The sequence below is a fragment of the Arthrobacter sp. KNU40 genome (assembly GCF_051515115.1).
Lineage (GTDB): Bacteria > Actinomycetota > Actinomycetes > Actinomycetales > Micrococcaceae > Arthrobacter.
Genome location: NZ_CP195850.1, coordinates 2,330,748 through 2,344,011, shown reverse-complemented (window position 1 = coordinate 2,344,011; position 13,264 = coordinate 2,330,748). Strand labels below are relative to the sequence as shown.

The 13,264-nt window shown below is 64.5% G+C and carries 13 protein-coding genes; 2 read left to right on the top strand and 11 right to left on the bottom strand.

Annotated elements, in window-relative coordinates; all coding sequences use genetic code 11:
• Positions 1–5: 5 nt before the first annotated feature.
• The 11 genes from ACSKT0_RS10785 to ACSKT0_RS10735 form a co-directional block, all read right to left on the bottom strand.
• Positions 6–1,127: an ABC transporter substrate-binding protein gene (locus ACSKT0_RS10785; protein ID WP_437773739.1), complete on the bottom strand. Its 1,122-nt coding sequence runs from the start codon at positions 1,125–1,127 to the stop codon at positions 6–8.
• Between the two features lie 70 nt (positions 1,128–1,197).
• Positions 1,198–2,214 (bottom strand): NADPH:quinone oxidoreductase family protein, encoded by a 1,017-nt coding sequence (locus tag ACSKT0_RS10780; RefSeq protein ID WP_437773738.1) that lies wholly within the window; start codon positions 2,212–2,214, stop codon positions 1,198–1,200.
• Between the two features lie 3 nt (positions 2,215–2,217).
• Entirely contained in the window at positions 2,218–2,439 is a 222-nt protein-coding gene (locus ACSKT0_RS10775; RefSeq protein ID WP_345449386.1) for a biotin/lipoyl-binding carrier protein, read from the bottom strand.
• 2 nt (positions 2,440–2,441) lie between these two features.
• Positions 2,442–3,827: an acetyl-CoA carboxylase biotin carboxylase subunit gene (locus tag ACSKT0_RS10770; protein WP_437773737.1), complete on the bottom strand. Its 1,386-nt coding sequence runs from the start codon at positions 3,825–3,827 to the stop codon at positions 2,442–2,444.
• A gap of 12 nt (positions 3,828–3,839) precedes the next feature.
• Positions 3,840–5,414: an acyl-CoA carboxylase subunit beta gene (locus ACSKT0_RS10765; protein ID WP_437773736.1), complete on the bottom strand. Its 1,575-nt coding sequence runs from the start codon at positions 5,412–5,414 to the stop codon at positions 3,840–3,842.
• Between the two features lie 2 nt (positions 5,415–5,416).
• The gene (locus ACSKT0_RS10760; RefSeq protein WP_437773735.1) at positions 5,417–7,639 is read right to left on the bottom strand and encodes an acetate--CoA ligase family protein; all 2,223 of its coding nucleotides are present in this window, start codon (positions 7,637–7,639) and stop codon (positions 5,417–5,419) included.
• A 297-nt stretch (positions 7,640–7,936) separates the two neighbouring features.
• Positions 7,937–8,839: a LysR family transcriptional regulator gene (locus ACSKT0_RS10755; RefSeq protein ID WP_437773734.1), complete on the bottom strand. Its 903-nt coding sequence runs from the start codon at positions 8,837–8,839 to the stop codon at positions 7,937–7,939.
• 121 nt (positions 8,840–8,960) lie between these two features.
• On the bottom strand, positions 8,961–9,083 hold the full coding sequence (locus ACSKT0_RS10750; protein ID WP_437774013.1) for a hypothetical protein: 123 nt from the start codon (positions 9,081–9,083) through the stop codon (positions 8,961–8,963).
• A complete protein-coding gene (locus tag ACSKT0_RS10745; protein ID WP_437774116.1) occupies positions 9,080–9,382 on the bottom strand; it encodes a hypothetical protein in 303 nt (100 codons plus the stop codon). The genes ACSKT0_RS10750 and ACSKT0_RS10745 overlap by 4 nt, the downstream gene beginning before the upstream one ends.
• Before the next feature lie 91 nt (positions 9,383–9,473).
• The gene (locus ACSKT0_RS10740; RefSeq protein WP_437773733.1) at positions 9,474–10,325 is read right to left on the bottom strand and encodes an ABC transporter permease; all 852 of its coding nucleotides are present in this window, start codon (positions 10,323–10,325) and stop codon (positions 9,474–9,476) included.
• A 42-nt stretch (positions 10,326–10,367) separates the two neighbouring features.
• Positions 10,368–11,201: an SDR family NAD(P)-dependent oxidoreductase gene (locus ACSKT0_RS10735; RefSeq protein ID WP_437773732.1), complete on the bottom strand. Its 834-nt coding sequence runs from the start codon at positions 11,199–11,201 to the stop codon at positions 10,368–10,370.
• Between the two features lie 347 nt (positions 11,202–11,548).
• On the opposite strand from ACSKT0_RS10735, the gene ACSKT0_RS10730 reads away from it, so the two are divergent.
• Together ACSKT0_RS10730 and ACSKT0_RS10725 are read left to right on the top strand one after the other, a co-directional pair.
• Positions 11,549–12,433: an ABC transporter ATP-binding protein gene (locus ACSKT0_RS10730; protein WP_437773731.1), complete on the top strand. Its 885-nt coding sequence runs from the start codon at positions 11,549–11,551 to the stop codon at positions 12,431–12,433.
• The gene (locus ACSKT0_RS10725; protein WP_437773730.1) at positions 12,426–13,238 is read left to right on the top strand and encodes an alpha/beta fold hydrolase; all 813 of its coding nucleotides are present in this window, start codon (positions 12,426–12,428) and stop codon (positions 13,236–13,238) included. Before ACSKT0_RS10730 ends, ACSKT0_RS10725 begins: the two co-directional genes overlap by 8 nt.
• Positions 13,239–13,264: the final 26 nt, after the last annotated feature.

Here is a 13,264-nt window from a genome sequence, read left to right as displayed (position 1 = left end):
GTCACTCATGCCCGGGCGAACTCCGGAACGAGGGCCTCGTAGGTAATGTCGCCTTCCTTGACGCTTCCAAAACGCAGCGCAAGTTGAGCCATGTGGTCGACAGTCTCCCGCGTTGCTTTGAAAGTCGGTTTGAGCTTGGGTGCCACGTCGCTCGCGTAGTGGTCGACATAGGCCGCAGCGATGGCTGGCGCCTTGCCGCCAAGCCCGGAGGTGTTGAGCAAGTCGGCCGCCGCCGCTTTGTTCCCGATGATCCACTTGCTGGCATCATCCTGGGCTGCCAACCAGTTCTTGACGACATCCGGATGCTGTTGCACCATTTCCTCGCGGACACCCATCGCGACCACAGCCTGGTTGCGCATTAGCTCGGGCACGTCCGCTTCTGCGAAGTCGATCAGGACCTTCCCACCGGTCTCCTGGGCGACGAATCGCGTTGCAGTCCATTGGACCGTGACGTATGCATCGATGCGTCCGCCATTCAGGTTTGGAATCGCCTGCGCAGTCGGGCCAACAGCAAGCACCGTGACGTCGTTGTACTTCATGCCTGCCAACTCAAGGGCGAGCTTCAATTGCAGGTCGCCGCCGGAACCGACGCTCGAGACGCCAATGCGCTTGCCCTTCAGGGAACCAATCTTCTCTTCGAAGCGGGCCCCGGACCCGGGCCAGTTGAGCTCCTTGCTGCCGACGATCCCGTAAGTCGTTTCGAGGGTCCGGAACCCTACGAGCAGCGGGCGCTTGCCTTTCGAACTGTTCGCGTGGGTTGCCATCAGCAGCAGCGTGTCCGAAGCATACGCGTCGACGGCGCCGGCAACCAGCAACTGGTATGCCTGGACGCCGCTTTGTGGGCTCAGATGCTTCGGGACATCCAGTTGGTGCCTTGCGTAATCCTTGTTGGCAAGATTAATTGCATCAAGCAAGTACGCGTCGCCAGGGAAGGAAGCGATTGCGAATTTCTGGGGCTCGGCCGCGGAAGCCGAACTTCCGCCGCCCCCACACCCCGTCAGAAATGAGGCCGAGCCAATCGCTGCAGCACCGAGGCCGAAATACTGCAACAGCGCCCGTCGTGAGACTCCGCCATCCAACGCCAGCAGATCCCCGAAGGGCGATCCGTCTTTCTGTAACTCAAACATTGCTACTCCTTTGTAGTGGATTCATGCCTGGCGGACATGGCTGTGCCAGGTGCCTCGTTGATGCGGATTCCTACTGCTCGGTCCCGGCGTGTTCCATGACGACCCGGCCAACGGTCTTTCCGTCTGCGAGCCGCTGAAGCGCCGCAGGCACGCTGTCCAAAGTGAATCTCTCGCTGACGAAGGGGTCGATGGCACCTGCGTTCGCCAGTCTGGTCAGTTCACGGTGGCATTCATCGACAGCCGCAGGGTTCTTGGTGTTGTAAAGGCCCCAGTGGATGCCGATGATCGAGTAGTTCTTCACCAGCGCGTGGTTCAAGGCAGCGGACTGGATCTCCCCGCCGGCGAAACCGACCACAATAATCCGGCCTTCGAAGGCGATGCACTTAGTGGAGCGCTGGTAGGTTTTTCCGCCGACCGGGTCGTAGATGACGTCCGCGCCTTTGCCGCCGGTGAAAACCTTGACCTGCCCGACGAAGTCCTGCGTACGGCGGTCGATCACCAGGTCGGCGCCGAGCTTCCTTGCGTATTCGGCCTTGGCCGCGCCACCGACGACGCCGATGACAGTCGCGCCGGCTGCCTTGCCGAGCTGGATCGCGGCACTGCCCACCCCGCCTGCGGCGGCGTGGACCAGCAGCGTCTCGCCTGGCTGGATCCTGGCCAACCGGTGCAGCCCGAACCATCCGGTCTGGTAGCCGATGAACAGGCAGGAAGCCTGCGCGTCATCGAGCGAGGCGGGGGCCTGGTGCACCTTGTCCTGGTCCATGAGCGCGTACTCGGCGAATCCGCCATACGGAAGCGTAGTCAGGCCCAACACCCGGTCGCCCACCGCCGCACGGGTAACGCCCGGCCCGGCGGCGACAACCTCGGCGCAGACTTCGCGACCGGGGGTGAAGGGCAGCTCCGGCTTGACCTGGTACACCCCGCGGCACATCAGCACATCCGGGAAGTTGGCGGCAGAGGCAAGGACGCGCACGAGCACCTGCCCGGCGCCCGGGTCTGGCACCGGGCGTTCGACAAGCTGGAGGGCATCGACCGGTTCACCGAGTTCCATGACGGACCACGCTTTCAGGGCGCTGGGAATCGACATGTCTTACTCCGCCTCGAAATTGATCAGCGCCTGTCCAGGAGCGACCACGTCGCCCACGGACACGTGGACGGCCAAGACAGTGCCTGAGTCCTCTGCCGTTACCGGGATCTCCATCTTCATGGCTTCAAGAATCATGAAGACGTCGTCTTCCTCTACGCGATCCCCCGGCGCCACGAGAACTTTCCATACGCTGGCGCCCATTTCTGCCTGAATTGTCTCTGCCATCTTCATGCACTCCTTTTGGCCAGCTTGGCCCGTTCTTTGAGTCGTTGCTGGATACGTTCCACGAGGCCGGTGTCGTACCGCCCATCAGCGAATTCCTCATCGGAGAGGATCTCCTCAAGGAAGGGCTGGTTGGTGACCAGTCCCTCGATCTCGAAGTCCTGGCAGGCCTTAATGGCCCGGGCCAGTGCGTCCTCCCGGGATTCCCCGTACACGCAGACCTTGGCGATCAGCGAGTCGAAGTGTGCGGTGACCTCGGTGCGGGCGGCGTAGCCGGAATCCACGCGGATTCCCTCACCGCTTGGTTCAATCCAGCTGTCGATCGGGCCCGGGCGCGGGAAGAACTTCTTGGGGTCCTCGGCGCAGATGCGCAGCTCGATCGCATGTCCGCGGAACACCGGGTTGAAGTCCGCCGTGGTAGTGCCCGTAGCCGCGATGCTCAGCTGCTGCTCGATCAAGTCGATGCCGTGGGTGAGCTCGGTAATCGGGTGCTCGACCTGGATGCGGGTGTTCATCTCGAGGAAGACGAATTCGCCCGTGCGGGTGTCGAGCAAGAACTCGACGGTGCCAGCGTTGCGGTAGCCGACCGAGCCTGCGGCCGCGATGGCCGATTCGATGAGCCGCGCGCGGGTTTCCGGAGCCAGGTGCGGCGCCGGGGATTCCTCGATCAGCTTCTGGTGGCGGCGCTGCGTGGAGCAATCGCGCTCCCCCAAGGCAACGATGGTGCCGTCGTTCAGGCCCAGGACCTGGATCTCGACGTGGCGTGCGGACTCGACGAAGCGCTCGACGAAGACGCGGTCGGAGCCGAAGCTGCGCTCGGACATCGATTTGGTGTTCTCGAAAGCCTTGCGCAGTTCGTCAGCGTCGTGGGCCACGGCCATGCCGATGCCGCCGCCGCCGGCGGAGGCCTTGACCATTACTGGGTAGCCGACGCGTCCTGCTTCCTCGACGGCCTCCTCGCCGGTCTTCAGGGCCGCACCGGCGTCGCCGCTGATCGGCACGCCTGCAGCCGCGACGGCCCGGCGGGACTCGACCTTGTCGCCCATGACCTCTATGACGTCGGCCGAAGGGCCCACCCAGGTCAGGCCGGCGTCGGCGACCTCGCGGGCAAACCCGGCGTTTTCCGCCAGGAACCCGTAGCCGGGGTGGATGGCGGTGGCTCCTGCTTCCCTGGCGATCGCGATGATCTGCCCGCGGTCAAGGTAGGACTGCACAGGAACGTCTCCCTTGAGCTCGATGGCCACTGAGGCCTCCGAAACGTATGGCAGGCCGGCATCGACCTTGTGGTAGACCGCTACCGTACGGACGCCGAGGCGGTTTGCCGTTTTGATGATGCGTCGGGCGATTTCGCCGCGGTTGGCGATCAGCAGGCTTTCCGGAAATGAATTCACGGTGATCTCTCCTTAGAAGCTCGTCGGCCAGGTGCGCAACAGGTGTTCGCCCACGCCGTTGCTCCGGGCCCGGTAGTGGTCCTTCAGGGCGCCGAGGATGAACTCGCGCGTTTCGGACGGATCGATGACCTGCTCGAAGCCGAAGACCTGGGCGACGTCATAGGCGGTGGTGCCCTTGTTCATCTCCGCGAGGCGCAACTCGTACATCTCGGGGTCGCTTTCGGGGGTGATGCCGTGGACCACGGAGACAGCCGAGGTCGGATCCATGAAGCTGACCTCGGAAGACCACCAGCCGGCGGTGGCGTCAGCGGTGCCGCCGCCACCCATGTTGATCAGGGCCTGGCCGTAGTTCTTGCGCATAGTGACCGCGATCTTCGGCACGGTGACCAGCGAAAGAGCGTTCATCCAGTTGATGATCTTGCCGGCAACCTTGCTCCGCTCGGCCTCGAGGCCGATCAGGAAGCCCGGCTGGTCCACGAGCATGACCACAGGGATGTTGTAGGAGTCGCAGAGGACCAGGAAACTGGTCGCCTTGTCGCAGGCGGCACCGTCCAGCGCGCCGCCCTTGAACATCGGGTTGTTGGCGATGATGCCGACCGACTGGCCGCCGATGCGAGCCAGGGAAGTCACCAGGGACTTGCCGTAGCGGGCCTTGATGGGGAACACGGAGCCGGTGTCGGCGACGATGTCGATGACCTTGCGCACGTCGTAGGTCTGGGTGCGGGATTCGGGGACGATCGACTTGATCTCCTCCGCACGCTCGCCGGATCCCTGTGGAATCGGCGCGAGCGGCGGGGTCTCGCCATTGTGCGAGGGCAGATAGGAGAGGAACCGGCGGACCAGTTCAATGGCTTCCTGGTCGGTCTCGGCCACCGCGTCGGCGTAACCCGTGACCTCGGCGTGAACCTTCCAGCCACCGAGTTCCTGGGCGTCGACCTGCTGGCCCGTGGCGCGGCTGACGAGGCCGGGGCTGGAGACAGCCAGCACGCTGCCTTTGCGAAAAACCGCGAAGTCGGCAGCTACGGTGTGCCAGGCGGCCGACCCGAAGCAGTAACCAAAGGCCGCGGACACCCACGGGCTTTCGCGCTGGCGCAGGAACCGGGTCTTGCCACTGGCGCTGCCCATGCCGGTGCCGCCCATGGCGTCGGGCATGCGAACGCCCGTGGACTCGGAGAGGTAGACCAGCGGCTGGCCGGTCTTGACAACCAGTTCCTTGAAGTGGGCCATCTTCTTGTTGCTGATCGGGGAAGACGATGATCCCTTGACAGTGAAGTCGTAGGCAACAACACTCGCGCGCCGGCCGTCAACCTCGCCGGTACCGGTGATCTTGCCGTCGGCAGGGGTCTTGTCGCGGTCCGCCGGAACGGCCGAGGTCACGAACAAACCGCTCTCGCGGAAGGTTCCCGGGTCCAGCAGCAGCGCGATGCGCTCGCGTGCGTTCAGCTCGCCCTTGGCTGCGCGGTCTTCAAGCTTCCTGGCGCCACCCATGGCCAATGCCGCTGCACGCTTCTTCTCGTGCTCCTGCTCGCGGGTGAGCTTGGTCTCCCCGATGTCGACCACGTCGGTCTTGACTGCTTCGGTTGTCATCTCTACTGCCTTCCGTCTGCGCCGAGCGACGCCTGGTGGATCTGCTTGCTCTGTTCGAGCACTGCCCGCGAGGCCAGCGCCGCGTCTTCGAAAGCTCCGAAGACCGGGATGCCGATCCGGCGTGCGCGCCGGGCGTAGGCCTTGACCATGTCGCCGGTTCCGTCGCTACCATCGGATTTCAGCACCAAGAGCTGGTGGGTGTTTGACTGTGATTCGTCGCGGGCCGCGGCGATAGAGTCGATAATGGTTCCTGTCACGTCGCCGTGGGTGGCCCCGAGGTTGCGCTGAATGATGCCCACGTTCAGGTGGGTGATCAGCACCGCGGGTTCGCTGCCTGCCAGGACTACCTTGAGAATGTCCGCAGCAACGCCGCCGCTCTTGACGGCCAGCGTTCCGGCCGGCACATCGATCGGGTTGTGGAACCCATTGCCCGGCGGAACCTCAAGGGATTCCAGTTCGGCGGTAACCGATTCCGGAAGCGGGCTGGTGGAAATGCCCTGCCGGTCAAGTGCGTCGGCGCCGAGCACGCTGGCTCCGCCGCCGTTGCCGAACAGGACGGCTTCGTTGCCGTTCGGCTTGACGCTCAGGTCAACGGTCGAGAGGGCATGAAGCGCGGTTGCGAAGTCGGCGAGCGAATCAACGAGGGTGATTCCGGCCTGCCGGGCGATGGCCGGCCACAGCCGGTGGTTGCCTGCCAGGGCGCCGGTGTGGCTGGTGGCGGCGCGCGATCCGCCGCTGGTGCGACCGCCCGCCAGCAGCACCACAGGCTTGCGGGTTTCGGCAGCGCTGAGCACATCCAGTACCTCGCGGGCAATGCCGAGGGACTCCAGGTACAGGCCGATGACGTGGACTTCGTCGTTGCCCAGGTGGGATGAGACGAGTTCGGCGGCGCTGACATCGGCGCCGTTGCCGATGCTGACCACGGAGTGGAAATCGATGCCGCTGGCGGCGCCGACCCGTAGGATGTCTACGCTCAGTCCGCCGCTCTGGGAGACCACGGCCGTGGTTCCCGGCGTCAGCGGGGCCTCCGGGACGAAGGAAAGTTTTCCTGCCGAGGCGTGGGTCCCGAGGCAGTTCGGACCGATCAGGCGGATGCCCGCCTCGCGCACCGTTGCAACAAGCGCGGATTCGAGGTCCTTGCCCTCTTCGACCTCGCCGAAACCGCTGGAAACAACCTGGGCGAAACGCACCTTGCCGGCGCCCTGGCCTAGGGCCTTGGCAACCCTCGCCCCGGGCAGCGCCACAAAAGCGTAGTCAAGGGTTTCGTTCACATCGGCGAGCGAGGCGACGGTGGGCAGGCCTTCGATCTCGTCGGCGGCCGGGTGGACGGGCACGATGGTGCCGTCGAAGCCGCCGGAGCGGAGGTTGCGGATGAACCGGTTGGCGAGGTTCGGGCGCTTGCCGCTGGCCCCAAGGACCGCAATGCGGCGTGGGTGGAAGAGCGGGGAGAAATCGGTGGCCTGGCCGTTCCCGGTCGCGGAGGCTTGCGCTCCGGTGGCGTCCTGGGCACCGACCACGAAGCGCGCGTCGACCGCCACGGCGCGGGTGCCGGAGACGATGACCGGGTTCAGATCGATTTCGACGACGTCCGCGGGCAATGCGGCCAGCAAGCCCTCGGGGCCGGCGAGGCGGGAGATCAGCGTGACCAGTGCCGGAATGTCGGCCTTCACGCCGCCGCGTGCGCCGTCGAGCACCTTCATGCCGCGCAGTTCCTGCAACATGTCCAGGATCTGGGGTTCGGACAACGGGGCCAGGCCGAAGGCCACGTCTTCGAAGACCTCCACGAGGACACCCCCGAGGCCGACCATGACGGTCCACCCGAGTCCAGGCGCACGGACCGCCCCAACAATGATTTCGTGGCCGGCCGGCGCCATCTCTTCGACAAGCACGCCATCGAGTTGGTGCCCGAATTCGGCCAGGCTACCGCGCATCTGCAGCGCAACGTTGTTGAGCTCGGCGCGGGATACCCCCACACGCACTCCGCCGGCGTCGGATTTGTGCACGAGCGTCGTCGAGATTGCCTTGACGACCAGGGGTTCGCGTAGATGTCCGGGAAGTTCCTGGCCGACTTCGATCTCAACACCCTGAGGGGTATCGATTCCGAAGGTCGAAAGCAGGAATTTTCCTTCGGCTTCGGTGAACATGGCCGATTCTCTGTTTTTGGCCTGGGCGATGAACTCGACGATGGTGTCGGGGCTACTCGTCTGGGCTGTGTCAACTAACAACTGGGGGCACCTCACTGAACGTCGGATCCGGGCGGATAGCGGTCACGCCCGGTGTGATTTCAGTCTCGTGAGTGAATCCGGCCCTGGGAAGGCCGCCAACCGTGGCAGGGTGATACCACTGCGCTATCGGGAGAACTGCGGACACGGCACAGCGACGGCGCGCACACGGGGCCGTACGGAAGCGGGGTCAGCGGAATGGGGAAGGTGCCAGCCGCCGTCGTGGGGGCGCGCGAATGGCCCCCACGACGGCGGCATCACCAACCCGGCGAGGCCGCCGTCCTGGGGGCGGCCTCGCGGCTAGAAGGTCTTGGCGGCTTCCCGCAGGAGGCGCAGGAACGCCTGGACGGCCGAGGACCTGGCCTCGTCTTTCCTGACGATGGCAGAGGTGCATGCATGCGCCCACTCGAAGGGCAGCGGAACGAGGGAAACACCGTTTCCGCTTACGGTCGAATCGAGAAGCGTGTTCGCCATGCAGATGCCGACGCCGGCGCGCACCATGGCTTGCGATGCCTCCGCATTGGGCGTGGTGTAGACAATTCTCGCCTCGATGCCCTCGAGCAACCGTTCCCACGCCACACGCAGGATGCTTGATTCCGCGGGGAAGATCAGCGGCTCACCCTCCAGGTCGGACGGTTGGAAGTCGTCCTTCTCGGCGAGCCGATGTCCCTCAGGTACCGCCAGCACCAGCCTGCCTTGGATCAGGTCGATATGGTGCAACAAGGCGTCCTCGGCCGGGGTCAACTCGATGCCGGGCAGGCGAGTCACCAGGCCCACGTCGATTTGGCCACTGAGGACGCCGCGGACAACGTGCTTCGACGGGCCCTCGTCGACCTCGAAACGCACGTTGGGGAATTCGGTCAGCAGGCGTTTGACCGTCCGGGGAAGGATCGTCTGGGACGCGGCCGGCACCGTGCCGAGCCGGACTGTCCCCAGTTTCAGCCCACCAATCGCACTGGCTTCGGCGCGCAGCATCTTCTCGGCCTGGACTGCGGCGACGACGTGGGGCAGGATCCTGTCGGCCGCGTAGGTCGGCCGGACGCCTTTGGCGCCGCGGGTCACCAAGATAACGCCCAAATCCTCTTCGAGCCGCTGCACTTGGTTGGTGATGGTCGGCTGCGAGATATCAAGTTCCTTGGCGGCTTGCCGGAACGAACCGGTCCGAAGCGCTGCCTCCAGGTAGCGCAGCTGCGCAAATCTCATGGTGCCCTTTCCTTGTCTGTCACGGCCACAGGCCGCTGATGGCCACGTTACTCCGCCCACACTCCCCACGGGGGAATCCCTCGTTGGTCACAAAGCGCTTCGGCCGCGCATCCCCCTGGAATCATCCCAGCAAGGCATCAAGTCCCGTTGAGTCCCTGGACAAGGAACCGCCCTCGACCGGGATGGTTGTGCCCGTGATGTAACCAGCTGCCGGAGACAACAGGAACACGATGGTTGCGGCTATTTCGAATGGTTGGCCGAGCCGCCTGAGCAGCGGGCGGGCAGCCAGTGCCTGCGCATCGCTGCTGCTTCGTTCCCTGGCCAGGTATCTGGGTGCAGTGAGCCTGCAACCGCAGCCACCGGCTCCTCGTTGATGTCCACGCATAGGACGCGGCCGCCCATTCCAACGACCGTCCTGCTGACGTGCTCACCGATCCCGCCGCCGGCGCCAAGGACCACATAGGACCTGCCAGCCAGGCTGAACAGCCGAGAGTGGTCCACCTGGTGGGCGGGAATTGCTTGGCCGGTGTCGACGATGTGCATGGCGTCCTTTTCGTTAAACGGGCGCCGGCCAGGGCAGCGTCGCCCCGGCCGATGCCGCTCTAATATGGACGATTGCCGGGCCGAGGCCTGGCTATCGCGTCCACTTGGTCACGAGCTTCTGCAGGACCGAGATGGAAAGGTCCAGGACCATCGACAGGAAGCCCATCGCGAGCAGGATGGCAAAGGTCTCCGAAACCTGGAAGTTGTTTGTCACTACGACCAGCCGCTGGCCCAGGCCGGTGTACGCGCCGACCATTTCCGAGACCACTGCCCCGAGCACCGAGTACACCGCGCCAAGCCGCAGGCCGCCAACGATGGACGGCAGCGCCGAAGGCAGTTCGATCTTGAAGAAGCGCTGCCTGCGCGTCATACCAAGCGACTGAGTCAGTTGCTTGATGTCGTGGTCGATGCTCTGCAAGGCACCCATCGTGCTGGTCATCAGCACGAAGAACACAACGCTGAAGGCAACAAGGGCCTTCGGGCCGAATCCCAGACCGAACCAGAGGATGAAGATCGGCGCCAGTGCCGGGCGCGGAAGGCTGTTCATCAAGGTCAGAAAAGGCCTGGCCGCAACATGCAGAACCTCGACGCGGGCGAAGATGACGCCGGCCAGGATACCCAAGGCCGCACCGGCGACCAAGCCGGCCATGGCGCCGCTGAAGGTCGCGGTCACATCAACCCAGAAGGTTCCATCCCCCAGTTGCTTGATAAAGGACTTTCCGACTTCACTGGGGGTCGAAACCAGCGTCGGATCCACGATCCGCTGACCGGTCGCGAAGCCCCAGCCGAAGACGAAGACGACGAGCGCGCCGATCCGCAGCGCCCAAACGGTCAGCTCCCGCTTGATCTTTGATCGGCGGCGCTCGGCGAGGATCGTGCTGACATTGTAGGCTGGCGAGTCTGCGGAGGCGGGCAGAGTTTCCGCCTTGGCGATCGTTCTCATGTCAAACCCGTTCCCTTGCAGTCTTGGGTAATGCTGGATGAGTTACGCATTGCGCGGCGCCCGGACGAGCTTTGAGTCCAAAGGCGACGAGGTGTGCGGTCCTCCGGTGACCTGCAGGACCGTTCCGGTGATGAAGCTCGAAGCGTCGGAACACAGGTACAGGCAGGCGTCGGCAACTTCCTCCGGCAGGCCTACACGGCCCAGGGCCAGGAACTCACCGAAGGACTTCTCTACGTCCGGCGAGGAAAAGCGCGAAGACGGGGTCAGGGTGGCGCCAGGCTCGACACAGTTGGCGCGCACGCCGCGGTCTGCCCATTCCCAGGACATGGTCTTGGTCAACGAGGCAAGCCCTGCCTTGGCAGCTGCATACGCGCCGCGCATCGGGTCGGCGTAGTTCGCAGAACCCGAGCCGACGTTGACGATGTTGCCGCCGCCCTGCTTCTCGAAGACCGGGAGGCAAGCGACCGAGGCGTGGAAGGCGCCGCTGAGGTTGGTGCCGATCGTCGCGTTCCAGGCGTTGGCGGACAGGTCTTCGAGGCGTGCTGCGAAGTTGCCGCCAGCGTTGTTGATGAGGACGTCGATGCGGCCGAATTCCTCTAGGGCGGCGCGGACCAGCGCATCGGCGGTCTCGGGTTCCTTGATGTTGCCGGTAACCACGACCGCCTTGCGTCCGAGTTCGCGGATCTGGGCGGCCTTCGCTTCGAGCGCCTCGGCCTTGCGCCCGTGCAGCACCAGATCAGCGCCGGCCTGGGCGAACTTGTCGGCAAGAGCCGAACCGATGCCTCCGGAAGCGCCCGTCACGATGACGACCTGGCCGGTGAAATCGAATGTGGTCTGGCCCGACTTTTTGCGGGTGGTGGTGACTGTGCTCGTCATCCGACGTCCTCCTGATTGATGCGCGCCCTGTGTGTGCGGCTGTTCCCACGCACGGCGGGCCTTCGTGGCAATGGTGCGTTTGAGAAAGCTTCCGTCCATTCGCGACCGGGAGCAATGTCCTAATCGCTATCGAGGCGATAGCCCCGGATGGGCCGCCTTTTCCTTGACTCTTTTGCCGAGGTGTTCAACGATTCATGGACCAGTGGGTGACGTGCACCACAGGATCAGCCTTCCGGTTTCCTCATGTTCTTGCTGTTCCAGCGTGATCATCCTTGGTGCCGGCTCAGCAACGTCAGCCAAGGAAGACTGCCAACCGGGTCGGCCCCCACATAATGACTGGAGCGATAATGCCCAATACCACCCTCCGCTCGAACGGCGATAGTGAGACTGTCGTGACTGAAACGGCAGCGCAGCCCACCGCAGCCAAAGGGGTTTCCGTCGAGTTCGAGAACGTGAACCACAGCTTCCTCCACGGCAACCGGCCGGTGCGGGTCTTGGACAACTTCAACCTGCGAATCGAACCTTCCGAGTTCGTCAGCATTGTGGGCCCGTCTGGCTGCGGCAAGACGACGGCCCTCGGCATGGTGGGCAGCCTCTTGAAGCCTCGCAGCGGCAAGGTCCGCATCGACGGCCACGAGGTGCGCCCCGGAAGCAACGACGCGGCCTTCCTGTTCGCCCGTGACGCTCTTCTTCCCTGGCGCCGGGTCCGCAGCAACGTCGAGCTCGGGATGGAAATCCGCGGAGTGCCCAAGGAAGATCGGCGCGTACGTGCCGAGGCCTGGCTCCGCCGGGTCCGTCTGCACGAGTTTGCCGACTCCGATGTCCTGCACCTCTCGCAAGGCATGCGCCAGCGCGTTGCCATCGCACGAACCCTGGTGCAGAACCCGAAGGTCCTGTTGATGGATGAGCCGTTCGCAGCCCTTGACGCACAGACCCGCGCGATCCAGCAGGAGGAGTTCACCCAGCTCTGGGAAACGGAACGGCCCACGGTCATATTTGTAACCCACGACCTCGAAGAAGCAATCCTGCTCAGCGACCGCGTTATCCTGATGGCCAGCCGGCCCGGCCGCATGGTGGTGGATATGAAGATCGAGCTCGAGCGGCCTCGACGCCAGGAGATGCGCAGGGACTCTGATCTGTTCAAATCCTATTTCCACGACATGTCCGACCGCCTTCGGAGCGAAGTCGAACTCGCCGAACAGCGCATCAGGGAGGAGAACCAGATTGGCTGAGGCCCTGCAAAAGCTTGCCGGCACCGATGGAACCACTCTGGCCTATCGCCAGTACGGCGAAGGTCCGCGCCTGATCACCTGCCTGCACTCGTTGGCGCTGGACGGGTCCTGGTACGCACCCTTGGCTGAGGCGCTCGGCAAAGAGTACCGACTGCTCGCTCTGGACTTCCGCGGACATGGCAGCAGCACGCACGGAGATTACGCCCCCACCCTGGGACTCGTTGCCCAGGACATCGCCGCGATGTGGGACGCCGAAAACGTCGAGAGCTCGGTCATCCTGGGCATCTCGCTGGGCGGCATGGTTGCCCAGGCCGTCACTGGCAGTTTTCCGGACCGCGTGGACGCACAGATCCTGATGGCAACCCGGGGAGCGTACGACGACGCAGCAACCCGCGGAACCCTGGCACGAGCAGCCGAGGTCCGGTCCCCGAACGGGCTCGAACGGGCCGAGGAAATGACGATGCACCGCTGGTTCGGCGACAAGTCGCAAAACGCGGCCGACCCCCTGGTCCGGCAGGCCCGCGCGCAGTTCCTCAGGGCAGGCGGCAGCATCATCGCCGAATATTTCGAGGCCATGACCCAGGTAGGCGCCTTTCATACGGACTCACCGCCACCAACCCTCGTCGTCGGCGGCAATGACGACCGGAGCACCCCCCGTGCGGCCATCGAACAACTCGCTGCTTCGATCGCAGGTGCCGAACTCCGCTTTGCGAAAGGCGGACACCTCGTCGCCTTCGAAAACCCGCAGGAGGTCGCCGCAACGGTGCGGCCATTCCTTGACAGCCTTGATTGCTGGACACGCTGACGGCCGACGAGCCCGCTGCTCCCTTA

Coding starts and splice junctions, on each gene's coding strand:
- ACSKT0_RS10785 (WP_437773739.1), bottom strand. CDS start 1,127: ATGTTTGAGTTACAGAAAGACGGATCGCCCTTCGGGGATCTGCTGGCG.
- ACSKT0_RS10780 (WP_437773738.1), bottom strand. CDS start 2,214: ATGTCGATTCCCAGCGCCCTGAAAGCGTGGTCCGTCATGGAACTCGGT.
- ACSKT0_RS10775 (WP_345449386.1), bottom strand. CDS start 2,439: ATGGCAGAGACAATTCAGGCAGAAATGGGCGCCAGCGTATGGAAAGTT.
- ACSKT0_RS10765 (WP_437773736.1), bottom strand. CDS start 5,414: ATGACAACCGAAGCAGTCAAGACCGACGTGGTCGACATCGGGGAGACC.
- ACSKT0_RS10755 (WP_437773734.1), bottom strand. CDS start 8,839: ATGAGATTTGCGCAGCTGCGCTACCTGGAGGCAGCGCTTCGGACCGGT.
- ACSKT0_RS10745 (WP_437774116.1), bottom strand. CDS start 9,382: ATGCACATCGTCGACACCGGCCAAGCAATTCCCGCCCACCAGGTGGAC.
- ACSKT0_RS10740 (WP_437773733.1), bottom strand. CDS start 10,325: ATGAGAACGATCGCCAAGGCGGAAACTCTGCCCGCCTCCGCAGACTCG.
- ACSKT0_RS10735 (WP_437773732.1), bottom strand. CDS start 11,201: ATGACGAGCACAGTCACCACCACCCGCAAAAAGTCGGGCCAGACCACA.
- ACSKT0_RS10730 (WP_437773731.1), top strand. CDS start 11,549: ATGCCCAATACCACCCTCCGCTCGAACGGCGATAGTGAGACTGTCGTG.